Raw genomic sequence first — 20,506 nt, 5'->3', positions numbered from 1 at the left:
CTATGACGATGGATATTCGGGATTATTAAGATTGGTCCCTCCGCTCAAAATGATAATGCAACCGATACAAACAAATATCCTTCGTCCATTGATATAGAGTTCCGGCGTCTTCAGAACGTACCGGCGATTCAATTTTCAGCGCAAAAACATTGTTTTCGAACGCGACTATACTCCCACGCGCTCCAGCCCACTTAGACATAGGCATCGTTGAGATAAGCTTGCTGACCCCATTTTCGTTAAAGTCCCACAACCGTTTAGATTCTTTATCCGAGAAATCGATTCTCTTCCGATATTCCTTGCTCATAAAGTAACGATGGAAAAACGGCGCAATCTCGCTCGGCGTAACCGAATTCATCCAGTCATCAGCGCCTCTCTCCAGCATTGCAAGTAATACAACCATTTTGTAGCTTTTGGTCATGACCGTTTTCTCAACGTCCTTAAGCCAGACATCGTAACGCTCATATAGCTCTTGTTCCCGCTCCGTTAACTCGTTTGCCCAATGCAGGAAGCCGATGTAGCTTCCAAACTCACCTGCATATTCACGGCTGTTCGCTCTTCCGTTAAGGTGAAGCTCCAGATACGTCGGAGTGCGCCCAAGCTCCTGCTTTAGTTGTCTATATGCGTTTAGTAGATGCTCTCGCCTAGGCAGCTTTTTGCGACTTAACTCCGCAAGCAAGTCGATAACTTTTGTATCCAGCTTTAATTCGCAGCCAACAGGAAGAACCGCGGTGCTCGCGACCGTTCCTGCTGCCGATGTATCTTCACGCTCATCGAACACTCGCAGCTTCACGTCAGCATTCCGGTAGTTGCCGATCAAGTCGATAATATGGCAATGCGTCTTCGACTGCGCCAATCTAAGCCCACGCCCCACCTGTTGAGTAAACACGGTTAACGACTCCGTCGGCCTAACGAATAACAGAGTATCGACGCTAGGAATATCAACACCTTCATTAAATAAGTCCACCGTAAATATAATGTCCAAGCTACCTTCGTCCAGCATGCGAATCGCTTCTCCACGCTTAATCCCTACTGTGCCGGAATTTAGACTTACAACCGATACGCCGCGTTCTTCAAAAAAGTCGGCCAGATAGTCGGATTGTCGAATCGACGAACAAAAGGCGATCGTCCGCGTAATCTTGTGTTCCAACCACGCTTCGTATATTCGGGATGCCATGGAATCTCGAAGCTGCGCCGACGCCAATTGCTCTTCGTCATAATGAGTACCCAACCACCGCATCTGCGAGTAGTCTGTCTCGTCATACACGCCGAAGTATCGGAACGGGGAAAGCCAACCTCTCCTGATCGCCTCCAGAAAATGAATACGATACGCTACGTTGCCGTCGCATAACGCATAAACATCCTTGCCATCCATCCGGTCCGGCGTTGCCGTAATGCCTAATAGGAACTTCGGCTGAAAATAATTCATAACGGATTGATAGGAAGCCGCTGCAGCGTGATGAAATTCGTCTACTACTATCAAATCAAACGTGGACTCGGAGAAGCTCTCCCGATGTTTCCTCATGCCAAGCGTATATTTTGAATGGAAGCAAACACACAGTCTGCGTCACCTTCCTTGAACACACCGTTATAAAGCCCTAAACTTCGTTCTGGCATGATACGTGCAAAAGACGCTTTAGCTTGATGGAGAATCTCCTCACGATGAGCTACAAACAAAACACGCTGGAAACGCTGGGCCAAGAAGCCCGCCAAATACGTTTTGCCTAGTCCAGTAGCCATGATGACCATCGCTTTGTCGTATTCTTCTTCGAGCGTCCGATCCAGCGCCTCCAATGCTTCTACCTGCGCAAATCTAGGCGTTATCGCCATTTCAAGTACAGATCTGTCTGGCTCTGGGAAGTCAGATATCTCCTCGGAGCGATAGTCCTCCTCCTCCATCCGCTCTACCAGCCGGGTGAGCTCCGGACTTTCCCGATGACGGAGTCTATACTCCTCTTCATAACTTGAGATGGAGTGTTCATTTAGAGGCATCGTCGACTCGTGATAGAAGTTCTGCATAAATTTATCGAGGGCAATTTGGAAGGTGTACGGCTCTGCTTTGGCGTTCATCGCCAAATTCCATTCCATCCCCATCTTCATTGCCGACATGGAGAAATTGGATGATCCCACAATAAGCAGACCTTCGCCAAGCTCGTAATCAAATAGATACGCCTTGGGGTGGAAGGAAGTACCCATGCTTCTCCATAATCTAGCTTCAAGCCGATCATCGATGCCGCACAACAGTCGTAAGCCTTCAGGCTGCGTGACGAATAGATAGTCACCGGCCAGCACCTTCACTTCAGCTCCTCGTTCGATCGCAGCTTTAAGATGAGGAGCAAGCAACCGGACTCCCGACTGCATAATAAAAGAGGTCATGATGTAGATGCCCGCTGCGTGCTGCATGTTAACAATCAATTCATCGCCTAAGTTTTCCGTAATGAGCCTGACATTAAGTTTAGTCGTCGACATCGATGAGATACACCCGCTCTTGGAAGCCGCCCCGCTTCTGTGCTTTTTGCAGTCGAAGGTCCTCCAGCTCTTCAACGCTTGACCCATGTACCGCTGCCAAAGCATGAATGACTTCTATTAAATCAGCCAACTCTTCTAGCGATTCGATTGCTTCTTTGGCATTCAAGTATTCATTCATTTCTTCTTTCAGCTTCGTATTCAATTCGAATCTATATTCGGCTTCATTTAATATCTTTGTGTTATATTTTTTCCCTGTCGATTCAATGATTTGAGGGATGTAGTCCCTCACTAATTTATTGTATGTTGGCATTAAGCTCCTCCTATATTTCAATCTTGAACCCATCTCATTTAATAGTTCTTTATTACTATATTCGACATTTATGTACATCTGCCCTTTCTTAACAATCAAAAGAAATGATGGGATTAAAGTAAAAAATCCGGCAACGAAAAAACACCCAAGCAGAACGTTCACGACGTCCTGCTTGGGTGTGTTTCACCTCTGTGCTTATATTGATTATAGGATACATGATTTCCAGTTCAATCGGCAATCGATATTCCCGATATTTTTAAGCATCACTCAAGAGACAAACTTTCTGAACCAGTAACCGAGATGGGCTTATCCACGGGTTTCTTCTTCATGTAGTGCGTGGAATAGGCTTTCTCTATAGCTGGCTCACCTGTCTTAGAGAATCTCAGAGGCGAGCTTGGCCCCTTTCCCGATCTCGTATAGCTTCTATAGGATTCTTGAAGTCCCATTTCTTTGGCCGTCTTTCGGTAAATACTCATTATATAACTTAACTGCGACAAATTGCCGCGGACTACTCGCTCCAGATAAGGCACCCTGCCTGCTCGCCATTCCTGCACAAGCTGGGGAGTTATTTTATCCATTCGCAGCAATAGCTCTAGCGGACTTGCCTCTCGCTTCTCATGAATCATCCCATGGACGAGCTGCTTTACCTTGGCTTGCAATTGCACTCTGTTCATAAATACCCTCTTGCATTAGTTATTTCTTATATTGCTTATCAGGACTAGTCCTACACCAGCTTCAAGTACCAATCCAGCGTCCTATCCATAATCCTTGTTGTCATCTCGATAAAAGGCCGGGAATCTCCGCTTGTGTGCGCCAGATCAAGTGTCGCATAATACTCGGCTCGATTTTCTTTTTCTATAACAATAGGAGGGAAGCCGCTTTTCATTAGTTCAAAGTTGAGAAGCAGCCGCGCCGTCCTCCCGTTTCCATCGATGAATGGGTGTATTTTAACAAATTCAATGTGTAGCAAGGATGCACGCTCTATTGCATGTACATTTGGATCTTCTTGCCATGATTCGTATAGGTGAATAAGCCGCTCCATCTCATCCTGCACCCGAACAAAATCTGGCGGGATATGAGTAGCACCGCTAATAATAACGTTTTCTTTTCTATAAACTCCAGCAAACTCGTCTTCAATATGCTTGAGTATCAATCGATGCAAATTTTTGATTTGCCACTCCGACATTTGCTCATTTCGGCTAACGATTTCCTCGACATAAAGAATAGCATCTTTATGATTCGTTGCCTCAAGATGTTCTTTTATCGTCTTTCCGCCAACTGTTATTCCCTCAAGTGCAACTTTCGTTTCCGAAAGCGTCAGCGTATTGCCTTCTATCGCATTGGAATGATAGGTCCAATTAATAATTAAGTGTTCCCGTATACTACGTAATGTGTGTACTGGCAGAGGCCTCTTTTGATCCAGTAGTAATTTTTTTTCATTAATTTCGGAAAACACAGAGACTCACTCCAATCGGGAAGGGGAATTAGCACCATTATACACCAATTGGTTTTACATAGGGAAACTGCTCAAACCCTCAACCCATGTTCTTACCTTATTCATCTTCACTTAGCCCTAAAAGAAACCCTACCCTCTTCCTCCGAAGCCAACCCCCGGCTCACCGCCACCTGAATACCGTTCCGCAGCACCCGATCCAGAGCTGCGCCGGTTCTCGCGTAGCCCAACACCTTCACCGTTTCCCTCACGAGGTCATCGACGGTCAAGCTGCCATGGACGAACAGCACGTCATGGACGGCGACCGCCACTTCTTCGGGCGGCAGCTCTTCGGCATTGCGGCGTTCAGATTCGTTGTCGCTGATCCGATAGACGCCATATTGCGAGGGATCTGCATCCTTCGGCCAATAGTAGACGTTGCTCTCCCACGTCGTGGTCTGGATGGGCAGCGACGTGAGCAAGCTGTCCAGATGGCGTTCGATGCGCGCGCCGGAACGGGTCATGCCCCATGCTTGGATCACGCGGCGAGTGAGCAGCGACCGGCTGATTGGACCCTCACCTTCGATGACCTGCATCAACTGATCTTTCACAAGCTTACTAGAGGAGGCGCTATAAAACTCTTCGGACGGCTTGGACACAGGCACCAGGCTCACCGCTTGATAAGAGGCGCGCCATCTGCTGGCCGGCGTCGAAATCGCGGCCTGCTTCACGGTCTCGACGGAAGACAACGCGACTGTTTCCTCGCTTGAGCTCGAGCCCACGGCATCCGAAGGCAGAGTCCCATCAGCCAAAGCTGAACCCGTCTTTCTAGTCACCTCAGCATTATCCGCATCGACGACGAAGTCCGCTCCACTTCTCTCCGCCACGTCACTCTCCGCAGCGATGACGACGTCCGCCCCATTTCTCTCCGCCGTGGCATTCTTCGCATCAATGACGCCCTCTGCCCCATTACGATCCACCCCGGCATTCTCCTCCGCAGCACTAACGACAACTCCCCCAATTCCCGTCGCGCCATTCTCCGAAGCGGCGTTAACCCCGCCTGCCACCTTCCGCTCCTTAGCCACTTTCACCGACGCAACAATCCGCCCAATCTCCTTCTCCGGATTGTCCAGCCAATCCATCGCCCATACGCGGTGGATGCTCCAGCCCAGCTGGCGCAGCACTTGGCCGCGCAAGACTTCCCTGTCACGTGCCGTTTTCCCCGTCTTATAGCCGCTGCCGTCGCATAATACGGCCAGCAGATACGTATCCGGCTGATCTGGATCGACGATGGCGAGGTCCATCCGGTAGCCGGAGGTGCCCACGTGGAGATCGACCTTGTAGCCTTCCGCCTCCAGCGCCTCCGCGATGGCCCGCTCGATTCCCTCGATACGCGAGCTGACCTCTTCGAGCCCTAAGCCGAGCGCCGAGGTACCCTTTTCCGCATATTCCAGGAATGAACGCAATGCTGCTACGCCCTCCGCCCTCGTACGGGACACGTCTAGATGATCCGCCCGCAGCGTGGAGAATACGTGCATTTCGTGCCGTGCCCGGGAGACGGCGACGTTGAGCCTGCGCCAGCCGCCATCTCGGTTGAGCGGTCCGAAGTTCAGGACGACCTTGCCCGTGGCGTCGGGCCCGTAGCCGATGGAGAACAGGATGACATCCCGCTCGTCGCCCTGCACGTTCTCCAGATTTTTGACGAAAATAGGCTCGTACAACCGCGCGGCCGCCGTCTCCAGCTCGGGATCGCGGCGGAACGCTTCGTCCAGCATATCCTCGATCAGCGTCTGCTGGATGGAGTTGAAGGTCACGACGCCGATGCTCCGTTTGCCCAGCACGGGATCCTTCAGGCGCCGAGCGATCTCTGCCACGACGGCTTCCGCTTCGGCGCGGTTTTGCTTGGTTCGGCCGCGATCATAGAAGCCTCCCACGGGATGCCACTTCACGCTGGATTGTCGTTCCGACGGGGATGGGAAGGTCAGCAGCTTGTTCTCGTAGAAATGGCGGTTGCTGAACGCAATCAGGCTCTCATGCCGGCTGCGATAATGCCAGAGCAGATGGTCCTGCGGCATGCCGAGGGCCAGACAGTCCTCCAGGATGCTCTCCAAATCCTCGGGAACGACCGCGTCGCCCTCCTCTTCGACGCCCGCGCTGGAGAAGAAGCTCGTCGGAGGCAGCTGCTTGGGATCTCCCACGACGATGACATTGCGGCCGCGGGCCATGGCCCCAACGGCTTCGCTTGTCGGCAGCTGCGACGCCTCGTCGAAGACGACCAGATCGAACGGCGCGTACTTCGGATCCAGATACTGCGCGACGGACATCGGGCTCATGAGCACGCACGGGCACAGTCGGTTCAGCAAATTCGGAATTTGCTCGAACAGCTTGCGCAGAGACAACCCCCTGCCCCCGCTTCGAATAGCCCTCAGCAGAATGCCCGCTTCCGAGCTGGATGCGGCCTGATTGCCGATCGACGGAATATTCGCGGCCAATCGCGCCGCGATCTCTTCCCTCGTCAACTGCTCGAAACGTTCCATCGTCTCCTGGAACGACTTGATCTTCTCCTCGAACAAACGCCCCGAGAACGAAGCCAGCTGCGGATCGGTCTCGAGAATATACGCGATCGCGGCTTTGTTCCACGCTTGCTCGAAAGCCGCTTGCAGGTCCCCATGGCTTAAAAGTCCGCCCTCGTAAGCAGACGTTACCGAGGTCAACCCTGCATTCAAGGCACGTTCGCGCACTTGCCTCCACGCGGTCCAATCCCTCAATAAGCCCAGATTCTCTTGCCATGTCTGAGCCAGCCCGGCCCGGAATTCGAACCAAGGCTGCTCTCCGCGCTTACGATCCATAGCCGTCAAGTCCAGCCGCAGCAAGGCCGTCAGCTGTTCTTCCCGTTGCCCGAACTCCCGATAGGCGCTGCTATAATTCGTTAACGACTCCCCGTGTTTCCCATCGAAAATACCCCTGCCAGCCGCATAAGCGTCCGCCAATCGTTCTCTCGCATGTTGCGCCGCGGACAGCTCTTGGTGCAGCTGCAGCAGCTTCTCGCCGAGCGACAACGTCCAGGAATGGGCCGCCTGCACGGCGTCCCAGTCCGCTTCGCCACCGTTCCATATCGTTCCAAGCAAAGGGGCGGCAACGGCCTCCGTTCCTTTGAGCGCCGCGGCTTCCGTCTGGTAGACCACGATCTGCCCCAGCAGCTGCTCCGTCTCGTTTTTCTGAAGCGCCGCTCCGGCGATCGCCTTGCCTTTGAGCAGCTTGAAGATCCGGTTCTGCTTCAGCAGTCTCGGCAAGAACCATTGGAGCTCCGCTTTCTTCCATTCCTGCAAGGCCGTCCCCGCGTCAAAAGCCAATACATCCGCCGTGAATCGCTTCAACAGTTGCCCCTTGGCTTCATCCCTCGCTTTGCCATGGCGAATAGCCCGGAGCACTTCGGCGCCGGCGGCTTCCGGATCGGCAGCGCGAAGCAGGCCTACCGGAACAACCGAAGGCGCAAGCTGAAGCTCGCGAACGACAGCATCCACCCGAGCAAGCTCCGCCGACGAGGGATGTTCGACAGGATACGCTAACAACGTATGGATCGCTCCGTAAGCGGAGCTTAATCCGGCAATCGAAGCTTGATAGGAGGCCAGCAGCTCTTCGGCCTGCGAGCGCATCTGCGGATGATAGGCCGCCACGTTTGCGTCCGACCATACGTGGCCATGGGGATGGCCCGCCGCTTCACCCACGACGGCGAGCTCCCGTACTAGGTCGCTCCACACCGTGTAGGCCTCCTTGTTCATGCCCCCAACAACGCTAGGCTCGAATGCGATCACGGACGGAGCCGACTTCGCCATGCCGTAACGAGTGATGGCTTCATATAACGAAGAGCCGAAGCCGTAAGGCTTATGCAACGCCTCGACGTGGCGATTCAGCTCCTGCCGCGAAGCCGCAAGCCGGTCCGCCGTCCTTCTCCATTCCTCCGGAGATGCCGTGCGGGCGGCTTCCAACGTGCGGCGAAGCTGCTCCAGCACGGCTTTTTTCGTGCTCTTGTTGGAGTGCAGCTCCAAGCAGAACGCGCCGAGTCCGATGCTCTCGAGCCTGCTCTGCACGACGCTGAGCGCCGCCATCTTCTCCGCCACGAACAACACCGTCTTGCCGCTGGCGAGCGCCGACGCGATCATGTTGGTGATCGTCTGCGACTTGCCCGTGCCCGGCGGACCGTGCAGGACGAAGCTCTTGCCGCTGCCCGCCGCGCTGATCGCCGAGATCTGAGAGGAATCCGCGCTGATCGGCAGCAGCAGCTGGTCCGGCGCATACAGCTCGTCGAGCTTCCCCGAATCGGGGAACGTCTCCGGCTGCTCCCATTCCATGCGTCCCGCCATGAGGCTGGCGACGACTTTATTGCGCGCGAGCTCGTCGGACCGGCTCCGAATATCGTTCCACATTACGAAGCGGCTGAACGAGAACAAGCCCAGAATCGCCGTCTCCACGACGTCCCAACGCGGCATCGTCATAATGACATGCCGGATCGTCGTGAAGATGCCGCCCAGATCGATTCCTTTCTCGTCCCTCGGCAGTGGATCCAGTCCACCTATGTGGCTGCCGAAGTCCTGTCTGAGCATCTCCAGCAACGTAATGTTAATCTGCGGCTCCTCGTCCCGCACCCGGAGCACAAAGCCGGCTCTCGAGGATTTGCGGACGAGCTCGACCGGCACAAGCACGATCGGGGCGTATCTCGGCAGCTCGCTTGCGGCGGACTCATACCATTTCAATAAGCCGAGGGCCAAATAGAGCGTATTCGCGCCGTTCTCCTCGATCGACAGCTTGGCGGAGCGGTAGAGATGCACCGTCTTGTCCGCCAGCTCCCGCTCGCTCACGTCTCCGCGAAGACGCTTATTCCGAAATTCCTCATAGATCAACGTGCCGAGCGGATGATCCTTGCCGATGCCGCGGAACAGCTCCGCGCTGCGAAGCGTGTTGTCCCAATCCGACGGCTTGGGCAGCAGCTGGAATTCTTGCCCCTCCGACAACGCGTCTTCGAGCTCGCCCAATCGCGTGTGGAGCAGCGGCAGCGCCGACTTGGTATGGCGGAAGTTGAGCAGCGTATTGCGCAGCGTCAAGTCGAGCAGCTTGCGCTCCCACTGCTTCTGCTTCGTTACCGCGATGGCGGACACCTCGGTCGGCCGTACGCGGATGGCCAAATCCTCCGGCGCTTCTTCGGCAGCCGGGGACTTGCCGCCCGTCTCCTCCGCGATCTCGTAGCCCGTCGCCGTCCGGATGCGGATCGGCAGCGGACGGATCGAGCTGGCGCGCGCTCGTCTGACATCGACGAAGCCGAAGAACGACTCCGGCTTGTCCAGATGCGCAGCCGCCTTCTTTTCGGCTTCCTGGTAGGATGCCTTGCTGCCTTCGCACATCATCGTCGACTCGACCAGGCTAATCTCGTGCACGCCCGCCGCCATCCGTTTCGTCAGCAGCGAGCCGTCGTCCTGCACGCTCTCCGAGAACGACTCTTGAATCAGCCACACGCCCGCGAACGCGTGTCCTTCGGTGAACACCACGAGCGGATGCAGGCCGATCGCTTCCAGACATGCCGCGTACAGCAGAGTCAGATCCAGGCAATTGCCCAGCTTGTTGCCCGTGATGTCATCCGGCAGCCTGACGCGTTGGCCGATCTCCTCGAAGCTGGCAGGCGCCACGCAATAGATGACCTCCATCGCCTGAATCGCCGAATAAACCGCGGCCGCCTGATGGCGGACCCGGTTGGGGTTGTTGGTCTGATAGGCGTCGAACGCGGAGCTTCCCGTCCACTTCTCCAGATACGGGGCGGCTTCCCGGATGATCCTGGCGATAACGGGATGATTGGGCATGATGAACGCCACGGCCATCTCCGGCATGATCGCAAGCCCCGCCCACTGATCGTAGGCCAGCACCGATAGCGGGGACCGATCCCGGTACACGACCTCTTGCCCGCATGCCGCCTCCAACTTCAGAGTACCCTCGAGCCTCTCCGTCAAATTGGCCAAATACACGCCCGACACCTCGATCGGGACGGCGCTAATTTCTATGGTTTGCCCGGGCAGAATGACATCGATCGTCTTGGTCCAGACGGCCGCGAACTCGGGTTCGCTGGTGACCGTCAGCCGAACGTCGTGCAAGCTCCTGTCCGAATGGTTGCCCAGCGTGATCTTCTGCACGATCGGCACGTAATTTTGTTGCATGGCATAATTCACGACGCTGTGGCGCATCCAATCGCATGTCAGCCCTTTATCGACAACGTTCTCCAAGTTGCAGTCCCTGCCTCTCCGAAAAAGCTCTATTGTTGTCATTATAACGCAGATGGGTATTATTTCCCATCCACCGCGGCCAGCCAAGGTGAAACGGCTATCGCCGTCTTTGGCGGCGTAGCGCGTTTCATTCCGAGAATTAAAAAAATCCGCAATCCCTTTCGGGACGCGGATCTATCTCTCATACAGCCGGCGGATTTCCTCCAGCCTCCGAATCAGCGCCGACTTCAGCTCCTCCGGCTCCACTACCACAACCTTTGCCCCGTAGCTCAGCACGACCGACAATGCATAATCCTCATTAAAAAATACCGTCCTCACGTCGATATGCTCGCCCTCGCGGCTGCACTCGCCTCGGAATTGCTCCGATACCCGGGGATCCGCGCTTTTATGAAATCGCAGATGGGCTGGAATGCCGAGCGGCGCCTCTTCAGGATCTTCCGACTCCCCATCAGCAAGCTCGCGCTCCGCGAACGTCTCCTCCGTGACCCGGAGCTCCGACATCCTCGATACGCGGAACATCCGCTTAGCCGAGCGGGTCAAGCAATACCCTTCGACATACCACGAGCCGTGGTCCCAGAACAACCGAGTTGGCTCCAAGCGTCGCGCGGTTTTCTTGCCGGTCGCGCTTATATAGTCGAACGCGATGACTCGCTTCGCCCCGATCGCTCGATACGCCTGCCGAACCAGCTCCCGCTCGAACTCCGCCGTGCTCAGATGGAACAGCAGCTCGTCCGTGCCTTCTCCGTCCGCCAGACCGGGATGCAGACTGCGCAGCTTATCCTTCATCGTCGTGAACCGGTCGCCTACGGCGCCCTCCACGCTTTGGAGCAGCCGATAGATAACGGCGAAGTCGCGCACCGTGAAGTGCTGCTTGGTGAGGAAGAAGCCGTCCATCAGCTCGAACCCGCCGTCCGCTCCCGTATAGGAGACGACCGGGATGCCGGCTTGGTTGATCAGCTCGATCTCCCGATAGATCGTGCGGGTGGATACCTCGAACCGGGATGCCAGGTCGGCGGCTCTCACTCTTTTTTGGGCCATCAGCTCCAGCGTAATCGCAAGCAACCGGTCCAGCTTCATCCTCTCACCCCGCTATCCCAACTTCGTCCTTCTGCCACCAGCCTATCACATCGCGCTATCCCCAGTCGAACTCACCCCAGCGTGCGGAAAAACAACCGAACATCCTCCACGAACCTGCCCGGCTGCTCCATCGCGAAGAAGTGCCCTCCGACCGCGGATTCCGTCCAATGCGTAATGTTATGATCCTTCTCGGCCAGCGGGCGAATCGTGACGTCATGCTTCTGGGAAACCAGCACGCCCGTCGGGACCGTACCTCTCTCCTTGGGCATCCAAGCCATGGGATCGTTCATCGACTCGTAGTAGATCTGCGCTGACGAGCCAGCCGTACCGCCGAACCAGTAGACGCTAATGTTCGTCAGCAGCTTGTCGCGATCGATCGCGCTCTCCGGCAAGCCATCCGGGGTGTCCGTTAGCCGGGCAAACATCTCGACGATCCAAGCCAGCTGCCCAGCGGGCGAATCGTGTAAGCCATAGGCGAGCGTATGCGGGCTTTTGGACTGGATTTGCAAGTAGCCGTCGTTAAAGCTCTCCATCCGCGCCAGCCTCTCCCGCTCCGCCTCGGTCCAGCTCTCTTGCTCTCCCTCTTCGCCCGACGGGAACGTCAGCATCGCGTTCATGTGGATGCCGATCACGCGATCCGGCGCCAGCTGCCCCATCTCCGGCGCGATAAAGGAACCCGTGTCTCCGCCTTGCACGCCAAAACGTTCATAGCCTAGCCGGGTCATCAGCTGCACGAAAACGTCCGCGATGCGGCTGGGCGTCCAGCCTGCTCCGGCCAGCGGAGTCGAATACCCGAAGCCGGGAATCGACGGAATGACCAGATGGAAGGCGTCGGCAGGATCTCCCCCGTGCGCGGCGGGATTGGTCAGCGGCCCAATAGCGTCCATGAATTCCACGAACGAGCTCGGCCAGCCGTGCAGCAGCATTAGAGGTTTGGCATCGGGTTCCGGGGATCGAACGTGAAGGAAATGAATGTTTTGCCCATCGATCTCCGTCATGAAATGCGGCCATTCGTTCAGCCGGCTCTCCTGGCCGCGCCAGTCGTACTCCTGCTGCCAATGGTTCGCCAGCTCCTTCAAATAAGACAGCGGAACACCGCGTTCCCAACCGGTCTCCGGCAGTTCCGGGTAGCGGCTGCGAGCCAGCCTTCCCTTCAGATCGTCGAGCTCCTCCTGCGATACTTCGATGCGGTATGGGCATATGGTTTCTTTAGCGTTCATCATCCTTGATCATTCTCCTCTCGATTGGGTACGCAAGAAGAATAACAAATTAATTATGACAGCATGTTTGTCATAATTAATTTGCAGACAAAAAAAACACCCCAGCAAGGACGCTTCGTCCCGCTTGGATGTGCTTCTGCACATTTCGTCATTCAGATAAATCATTCAGATAAGCTCTTCCGCTCTCTGTTTTTTCCTGTACTGCTTAATCTCTTGATCCCGAGTAATAAGGATAGGCAATAACTTCTCCCCACGTATCATGGATGTCTTGCAGAACGGGCATACCGGCTGCTCCTTGAACGAGAAACTATCCCTGATCCAGCCGTTGCATCCGTCTTGGCTGCAGGTCCATATGGTGGTCATCTCTTCGGGCAAATTCTCTAGCGGTTTATTCCAAGAATATGACATCGAATAATCCCCCTTTGAAGTCATTATCGCAATTTGCAATCGTAGCCCTTAACAAAACAAAAGCCCCAAACGATAAGTTTGGGGCACTGTCTGATCTACAGTTTTACTACGTTTTCGGCTTGTTGGCCGCGGTTGCCTTGAACGATGTTGAACTCAACGCGTTGACCTTCGTCAAGCGATTTGAATCCGTCGCCTGCGATAGCGCTGAAGTGAACGAATACGTCTTCGCCGCCTTCAACCTCGATGAAGCCGAAGCCTTTTTCTGCGTTAAACCATTTTACTGTTCCTGTTTGCATAGTGACACCTCCATTGTTTTACATGATTTCTATTCGGTTAGAAATAAAAATTCACATATTGCACAAGATTATTAATCAAAATAATAACCCTCTGCAATATGTGAATTGAGGTCAAAATTCCAATAAACTCATTGTACCATATGTACAAGTTAATAACAAATTCAAATGCTGGAAGAACGTAGCCGCCTCGTTCTAACACGAAGCGGCCCCACGCCGAATTGATGTTCCTGCTACTCGTTCTCCATAACAACTCGGTCCCTCGGCGACCTGTCTTCTTGCGATTGTGATGTGCTGCGCTCCATGCCTTGGGCAATATCAAACCCCGTCGGATTCTGGAAAGCCCGAAGTCCAAAGGATGGGGCAACCGCGAAGATATGGTCGAAAATATCGGCTTGCACCGACTCATAGATGCCCCAATTGGTATCGTTAGTAAACGCGTAAATTTCTAGCGGCAGCCCGCTGTCCCCAGGGGCCAACTGCCTCACGATCAGCGTCATATTCTGATGGATCCGCGGATGATTCCTTAGATATTGCTGAATATATACCCGAAACACGCCAATGTTAGTTAACTGCCTGCCGTTCACGTTGCTGGACCTGTCAATCGCGTGTTCCTCATTGTATTGCGCAATTTCCAGTTGTCGACTAGCCAGATAATCCTGCAAATAATGGATCTTCGTGTAGTTCGCAATCATGTCCTCCGAGCAGAAACGAATGCTGCTGGTATCGATAAAGATGCTTCGTTTGATCCGCCGACCGCCTGAGGACTGCATACCGCGCCAGTTCTTGAATGAATCCGAAATCAGCGCATAACTGGGAATCATCGTAAACGTATTGTCGAAGTTCCTAATCTTAACGGTATTAAGGGTAATGTCTACAACATCGCCATCCGCGTTATACTTGGGCATCTCGATCCAATCGCCTACACGAACCATATCGTTGGATGACAACTGCACGCCAGCAACCAGTCCGAGGATCGAATCCTTGAAAATCAGCATCAATACAGCCGACAATGCGCCAAGACCGCTCAAAATAATAATCGGATTCTGTCCGATCAGGATCGAGATCGTAATAATACCGCCGATGATAAACAGTACGATTTTGACCACTTGGATATACCCTTTAATCGGCCTAATATTGGACACCGGGAAGGTGCGATAGATCGCATCGCATGCATTAAGCAGCGCGCTGACTACAGCTAGCGCCGCGATGATGATATACGTAGATGCCGCTGCCTCGATGAGCTTCTGATAGCTCGGAAATACCGGAGCTGACATATAAATGATAATCGCAGGGACGATGTGCGACAGCTTCTGAAACACTTGATGCTCAAGAATGACGCTGCCCCATTTCACCCGTTTGTTCGAAATAATATGAACGATAATTCGCAGCACCACTTTTTTGGCGATCCAATTTGCAGCTATGCTCACTGCGGCAATCGCAACAATCATAATCATGTTCGTCAAATATCCGATATACCTTGCACTAACTCCGTACTCCGCCAACTGTGATTGTATAAACTCCATTATGACCTCCCAAGTATGTAGTCCTATTATTCTAACATAATCATTATGCCCGATTGGTTTCATGAGGAAAGTTACATCAAAGTTAGCTCTAAAATGCTCTAAAATGTGCAGATAATAAGCATTTCTGCGCCTTTATCTTTTTTATGCAAAGCCTGCTTTACAATTAATGCAAAGCAGACTATACTAATTATGCAAAGCAAGCATTGCAAAGGAGTGATGAATTGAGGACTCGTATTGCTGAGCTGCGTAAGCAGCATAAGCTGTCTCAGGAAGAGCTGGGACTCGCCGTCGGTGTCACAAGGCAGACGATTACTTCGCTCGAGGTTGGGAAGTACACGGCTTCTCTGGTCCTGGCTTACAAGATTGCCAAACACTTTGGTCTGACAATTGAACAAGTGTTCGATTTCAGCGACATGGAGGAATAATTATGAATGATTACAAGAAGAAGACGCTCATTCGGATCACCCTGGTATCGTCAGCTGCCGTATTAACTGCAATCGCATTTTTGGTGCTGACTTTGTATCGCGATCAGCTTCCCGCGCTGCCTAGCTTTATCAAAGGCTTTCATATCGGAGCCTTCATCGGTCTTGAGGCTTTCTGCCTCATATATTTGGGCAATTGCATAAGAGTGATCAGAAACGAAGAGGCTATGAAAAAGATGATCATTGCAGAAACGGATGAGAGAACCGCTCTAATTGTACGGAATGCAAGTGCACTCGGAATGGGTATGATCCACCTGGGGCTTGGCATCGCTACCATCATTGCAGGCTTTCTGAATAAAACGGTGTTCTTCTCTTTAATGGGCAGTCAATTTTTCATCTTAATCGTGTTCTATGCCTCGTGGGTCTACTATGCCCGCAAGCTTTGAAATTCGGCATTCCTTCCTCCAAATTGGACAAAAAGGGGATTTTAGCTGATTATATTAGGTAGATTAATGTCCATGGAGGTTCTTTATGAAGAAAATAGGCCGGAACGACCCTTGCCATTGCGGGAGCGGCTTGAAGTACAAAAAATGTTGTCTGAGCAAAGATGAAGCTACAAATGTTATCGGGCTAACAGCCACGCAGCCCCTTTCACTCGAAGACAAAATTGATCGTATTCTCGAATGGCCTAGCGAGCTTCATCAGGCTATCGCACATCATTTCATTGACACCACGCGAGGTTTATATAGATCTGATGAAATCGAGCAGCTACTTGGCGCTTGGAACAAGTTCGCGATTGCAAAAGCTCCCGTCACGAAGAAGATAGGCGTATATCCTTCAGCGCTTGAGTATCTGCTTTGCCAGATGTACGACTACAACACGACCCAAGCTGAGATTGCCAAAAAACACGAAGTATCCGCCACGACACTATCCCAAAGAGCGAATCAAATTTACGATTACCTGGTAACGGAAACCGATTGGCTGGAAGAAAAGCCCTCATCTCCGCAGCTGATCACAGGTGGGGCAGGCTCTCATATGAAAGCGGAGCAAACGATGGCTCAGCTTCATGCTCTAATTGCACAGCAAAACTTTAACTCGAAGGATGAAGTTGACGCTTTTCTGAAACAAACCATAAATAAGATGCCTCAGCAAAAAGCAGGATCCAGCAAGGAGGAGCAAGCCGCCGAGCTCCTATACAAGGCGTGGGAAGAGCCGAATAGGCAGCGAAAAATGAAGCTTGCACAAGACGCCCTGCAGCTTGATCCAAGCAATGCCAACGCCTATAATGTCATGGCGGAGTGCGCGACATCGGCTAAGGATATGGCTTATTACTATAAGCAGGGGATGTTATCTGAGGAGAAGCGGCTGGGAGAGGCTTTCTTCGAGGAAAACAAAGGTCACTTCTGGATGTATATGCCTACCCGTCCATACATGAGAGCGAAGAAAGGGTATGCAGAGGCCTGCGCGATGATGGACAACATGGTGGATGCGATTAAACATTATCGCGAGCTGCTGGAGCTGAACCCGAATGACAATCAAGGCGTTCGCGATTTGCTCCTGCCTGCCCTGATCGAGATACAGGATTGGAATGGTGCAGAACAGCTTAGTGAGCAGTTCAAAGATGATGGAACTGCAGCCGCTAATTACTCCCGCGTCCTTGTGGAATATGGACTCCATGGCAATACGCCTAAACTTACCAAGCTGATCAAGGAAGCATACGCTCAGAACCCGTTCGTCCCTCCTTATCTGCTTGGCAAGAAGAAGCTGCCTCACCTCATGCCCGAATATATCGGATTCGGTGATGATCGGGAAGCGATCGTATACGCTCAGATCAACTACAACCTTTGGATGACGAGACCCCAATTGCTGCAGCTGCTTCCTAAAAAATAAGGGGCTCCATGAATGGAGCACAAAAAAAGGCGGTGCGAGGGAAATCCCTTGCATCGCCTTTTTCGCTAGAGAACGCCTATTCCTACCAGCACCCAGCCGATCATAAACGAAAGTCCGCCTAGCGGCGTAATGGGACCAAGAAACCGTGCTTTGGCCACACTTAGTACATACAGACTGCCAGAGAACAAGATAATGCCAGCTATCATAAACCAGCCTCCAGCCACAAGCAACCCAGCCTCAGGGTATACATTCACAAGCAGACCGACCAGTATTAATCCGAGTGCATGCGCAATATGATACTGTACGCCAGTTTCGAATACCTTCAGCTTCTCTTGCGATAACTTGCGCTTCAACGCGTGAGCGCCAAAGGCTCCAAGCGCAACTGCTAATGCCATCAAACAACTGCCAAGCGCGACAAACAGCTCCATCCCGATTTCCCACCTCGTTCGAAAATTTGCTCACGTTACAATACCACATCATACCATAAGCGCAGACTCACGCGTAAGCCACTCACAGCGCTTTGCCCACTTTATCGACTATCCGCAACATCTATGCACTGGAAAAACGCAAGTAAGGCGATGCAGGGATATCCCCTAGCACCGCCTTAGCTCTAATTATGCGCCTTACTTCACATCATCCATTGAATACGACTTGCCGACTCGTTGATCTATTGGTTCGCTAGGAACGTATCGATTTGAGTTTGCAGCTCGGTCTGAATCTTCTCAATGCCCGCTGCTTTCAGCTGCTTGTTCAGATCAGCAATCCCCTTATCAAGGTCTGCAACAAGTCCATACTCCAGCGGAATCGCATAACGCAGCATAACATTGCCTACATTGGCCACTTCCGATTTCACTTTGCTGTTATCGAATACGAAGGTTTCGAGCTTGTAGTGATATACGCCAGCTTCCCAGCTGTTAACCAGATCAGAAGCCTCTTGCGGGAACGCTTCGTTGTCACGGTTAAGCGGCGAGTTGAAGTTCCAGTTCGAGAAGCCCGTGTAATTCTGGTTTTTGTCCGTTGCGGCAAATTTAGTATCGCCAACCGGCGTATAGTGAACGCCATTGATACCGTACATCATCAAGTCGTGAAGCTCTTTGTCATTTTGCATCAGATCGATGAACATGAGCGAACGCTCCACGTTCGACGAAGTTGCATGAATCGATGTACCGTTCTGCGTCGAGATGGCAACAGACTTTTTCTTGCCTTGGTTGATATCCGCCAGCTTAACCTCATATGGCGAGTTTTCTAGACGCATGAGAGCCATAAGCGCTCCAAGCGTACCATTGTTATGCGTAATCGAAGCCGTCTTACCCGCTTTGAAGTCCGCTTGGTGATCATTTTTGCTATTCAGCACGTTTTTGGACCAAGCATCATGATCCGCGAGATCCTTGTAGTAAACAAGCAAATCCTTGAATTCCTGCGTTTCATACACGTTGAATACCTTGCCAGCATCGTCTGTAAGTTTGTAAGCGAACGGCATATCCAGGTCGAACATGTTCCATTCGTTCTGCTGCTTCATCAAGACACGGTCAAGATTGTGATATTTCCAGTCGCCTGTCTCAGGTGTGAATGGTACGACTCCTTTCTCATTCTCGGCAACCGTTTTCAAATATGTTGCAAATGTTTCAGGACTATTGATTTCAGGCAAATTGTATTTGGTGCGCAAATCCTCGCGATACAGGATCAGCTTCTCGACGGACTCTCCTCTGTTCTGAGGAATCATGTATATCTTGCCATTAACCTTGGCTTGATCCCAGCTGACTTGCGACATCTTGGCCCAAGTCTCCGGCGCATACGTGGAGAGCATCTCTTCAGTAAGCTCCAAGAAACCGCCCTTCAGAGCTTGATCGTTGTAGCCTGCCCAGTTGGCAGAATAGATCAAATCGAAGTTTTCGTTAGCCGCCAGCTTCAGCGGATATTTCTGTGCCCAGTCGGACCAGTCGAGGAATTCGCCTTCGATAGTCGCATTAATTTTCTCTTTCAGCTTCTTGTTGATCTCCGTGAACACTGTATCATAATCGACTGGCTTCGGTCCTACAAATACCATTTTCAATTGAACTTCTTTGGATGTATCAATCTTGCCGGACGCATCCGCCGAAGCACTCGGTGATGCTTCTGAAGTCGGCGCCGTGCTTGCGCTTGGCTCCGAGCTTGTATTGTTATTGCTGCAAGCGCCTAATACCATTACCGAAGTCATCGCAACCGCAAGCATACTTAATTTACTTTTCTGTAACATTCGTTCATTCCCCCTATTAAAGTAAATGATTGCTTATATGATTATCCAGGAAAAATCCCGGGATCATCCCTTTACTGCGCCAATCGTCAATCCCTGGACAAAGTAACGCTGAACGAGCGGATAAGCCAGCAGAATCGGTCCGGTCGCGACAACGGTCATCGCCATCTTCAAGCTTTCGGTTGGCACGCTGGTCGTAACGACTGCTCCAGCCCCCATCATCGCCTTGCGCATTCCATCCATGTTGCCTAGCATCTTGTACAAATAATATTGCAGCGGCATCAGCTTTTCGTCCGAGACGAATAATAAAGCATGGTACCAGTCGTTCCAATACGCGAGGGCAAGGAACAATCCGATTGTAGCCAGCGCCGGCTTAGAGAGCGGCAGGATTAACTGGACGTAGATCCGGAAGTCACCGGCACCGTCGATTTTGGCCGACTCCACGATAGCTTCGGGGATGCCGCTCAAAAACGATTTCATCACGATGATGTAGAACACATTAAGCAACAACGGAATAACGAGAGCCAGCAATGTGTCCTTCATCCCCAGGTAATTGACAATGAGCAGGTACCAAGGGACAAGGCCGCCGTTGAACAGCGTCGTGAAGAAGAAAAAGAATGAAAACTTGTTGCGCCATTTGAAGTCTTTGCGTGATAAGGCATATGATGTCATGGAGGTCAGCAGCAGACCGAACAAGGTTCCTACCGCCGTCACACCAATGGTCACAAGGTACGCGTTGATCATTTGATCCGGATACTTGAACAAAATCGTGAAAGCTTCGAGTGAAAATTCCAGCGGTATGAACTGATAGCCGTCTACGATGATTTTTTGCTCGCTGGTCATCGAGGACGATACGACGAGCAAGAACGGCAGCAAGCAGAGCAGCGCCAATATCGTTAATGAGGCATAGCCCATGATTGAGAATAGTTTGCGATCCATGTTTTTGACGCCAGATGACTT

Annotated in this window: 17 protein-coding genes; 3 read left to right on the top strand and 14 right to left on the bottom strand. The window is 52.4% G+C overall.

Going from position 1 to position 20,506, the window contains the following annotated elements:
* Window positions 1–25: 25 nt before the first annotated feature.
* The 11 genes from ACX1C1_RS09835 to ACX1C1_RS09785 form a co-directional block, all read right to left on the bottom strand.
* Window positions 26–1,522 carry a DEAD/DEAH box helicase gene (locus ACX1C1_RS09835; RefSeq protein ID WP_458956901.1) on the bottom strand — a complete coding sequence of 499 codons (1,497 nt, stop codon included), beginning with the start codon at window positions 1,520–1,522 and terminating at the stop codon, window positions 26–28.
* Complete coding sequence (locus ACX1C1_RS09830; RefSeq protein ID WP_458956900.1) at window positions 1,519–2,466, bottom strand: DEAD/DEAH box helicase family protein; 948 nt, start codon at window positions 2,464–2,466, stop codon at window positions 1,519–1,521. Before ACX1C1_RS09830 ends, ACX1C1_RS09835 begins: the two co-directional genes overlap by 4 nt.
* Window positions 2,453–2,776, bottom strand: coding sequence for a nucleoside triphosphate pyrophosphohydrolase (locus ACX1C1_RS09825; RefSeq protein ID WP_458956899.1), 324 nt, complete (start codon window positions 2,774–2,776; stop codon window positions 2,453–2,455). Before ACX1C1_RS09825 ends, ACX1C1_RS09830 begins: the two co-directional genes overlap by 14 nt.
* Before the next feature lie 263 nt (window positions 2,777–3,039).
* Entirely contained in the window at window positions 3,040–3,450 is a 411-nt protein-coding gene (locus ACX1C1_RS09820; protein ID WP_458956898.1) for a hypothetical protein, read from the bottom strand.
* 50 nt (window positions 3,451–3,500) lie between these two features.
* Window positions 3,501–4,232 carry a Fic family protein gene (locus ACX1C1_RS09815; protein WP_458956897.1) on the bottom strand — a complete coding sequence of 244 codons (732 nt, stop codon included), beginning with the start codon at window positions 4,230–4,232 and terminating at the stop codon, window positions 3,501–3,503.
* Between the two features lie 107 nt (window positions 4,233–4,339).
* Entirely contained in the window at window positions 4,340–10,477 is a 6,138-nt protein-coding gene (locus tag ACX1C1_RS09810; RefSeq protein ID WP_458956896.1) for a DUF3320 domain-containing protein, read from the bottom strand.
* A gap of 174 nt (window positions 10,478–10,651) precedes the next feature.
* Window positions 10,652–11,554, bottom strand: coding sequence for a helix-turn-helix transcriptional regulator (locus tag ACX1C1_RS09805; protein WP_458956895.1), 903 nt, complete (start codon window positions 11,552–11,554; stop codon window positions 10,652–10,654).
* 71 nt (window positions 11,555–11,625) lie between these two features.
* A complete protein-coding gene (locus ACX1C1_RS09800; RefSeq protein WP_458956894.1) occupies window positions 11,626–12,777 on the bottom strand; it encodes an epoxide hydrolase family protein in 1,152 nt (383 codons plus the stop codon).
* 162 nt (window positions 12,778–12,939) lie between these two features.
* Window positions 12,940–13,182 carry a cold-shock protein gene (locus ACX1C1_RS09795; RefSeq protein WP_458956893.1) on the bottom strand — a complete coding sequence of 81 codons (243 nt, stop codon included), beginning with the start codon at window positions 13,180–13,182 and terminating at the stop codon, window positions 12,940–12,942.
* 95 nt (window positions 13,183–13,277) lie between these two features.
* A complete protein-coding gene (locus ACX1C1_RS09790) occupies window positions 13,278–13,478 on the bottom strand; it encodes a cold-shock protein (protein WP_458956892.1) in 201 nt (66 codons plus the stop codon).
* Between the two features lie 230 nt (window positions 13,479–13,708).
* The gene (locus ACX1C1_RS09785) at window positions 13,709–15,001 is read right to left on the bottom strand and encodes a mechanosensitive ion channel family protein (protein WP_458956891.1); all 1,293 of its coding nucleotides are present in this window, start codon (window positions 14,999–15,001) and stop codon (window positions 13,709–13,711) included.
* 221 nt (window positions 15,002–15,222) lie between these two features.
* Here ACX1C1_RS09785 and ACX1C1_RS09780 point away from each other — a divergent pair, with 221 nt between their 5' ends.
* The 3 genes from ACX1C1_RS09780 to ACX1C1_RS09770 all read left to right on the top strand — a co-directional run bounded on the left by ACX1C1_RS09780 (window position 15,223) and on the right by ACX1C1_RS09770 (window position 17,313).
* Window positions 15,223–15,426, top strand: coding sequence for a helix-turn-helix transcriptional regulator (locus tag ACX1C1_RS09780; RefSeq protein WP_458956890.1), 204 nt, complete (start codon window positions 15,223–15,225; stop codon window positions 15,424–15,426).
* Window positions 15,427–15,428: 2 nt separating this feature from the next.
* Window positions 15,429–15,869: a hypothetical protein gene (locus ACX1C1_RS09775; RefSeq protein ID WP_458956889.1), complete on the top strand. Its 441-nt coding sequence runs from the start codon at window positions 15,429–15,431 to the stop codon at window positions 15,867–15,869.
* An 85-nt stretch (window positions 15,870–15,954) separates the two neighbouring features.
* Window positions 15,955–17,313: an SEC-C metal-binding domain-containing protein gene (locus tag ACX1C1_RS09770; protein WP_458956888.1), complete on the top strand. Its 1,359-nt coding sequence runs from the start codon at window positions 15,955–15,957 to the stop codon at window positions 17,311–17,313.
* Window positions 17,314–17,378: 65 nt separating this feature from the next.
* Here the strand turns inward: ACX1C1_RS09770 and ACX1C1_RS09765 are convergent, their stop codons facing one another.
* The 3 genes from ACX1C1_RS09765 to ACX1C1_RS09755 form a co-directional block, all read right to left on the bottom strand.
* Complete coding sequence (locus tag ACX1C1_RS09765) at window positions 17,379–17,741, bottom strand: DUF423 domain-containing protein (RefSeq protein WP_458956887.1); 363 nt, start codon at window positions 17,739–17,741, stop codon at window positions 17,379–17,381.
* Window positions 17,742–17,980: 239 nt separating this feature from the next.
* Window positions 17,981–19,549, bottom strand: a complete 1,569-nt coding sequence (locus ACX1C1_RS09760; protein ID WP_458956886.1) for an ABC transporter substrate-binding protein — start codon at window positions 19,547–19,549, stop codon at window positions 17,981–17,983.
* Between the two features lie 63 nt (window positions 19,550–19,612).
* Window positions 19,613–20,485 carry a carbohydrate ABC transporter permease gene (locus tag ACX1C1_RS09755; RefSeq protein ID WP_458957646.1) on the bottom strand — a complete coding sequence of 291 codons (873 nt, stop codon included), beginning with the start codon at window positions 20,483–20,485 and terminating at the stop codon, window positions 19,613–19,615.
* Window positions 20,486–20,506 lie beyond the last annotated feature (21 nt).

It is taken from the genome of Paenibacillus sp. strain BS8-2 (assembly GCF_054483835.1).
Note: the sequence above shows the minus strand (reverse complement) of the source record. Positions and strands in the feature narration are given on the sequence as shown.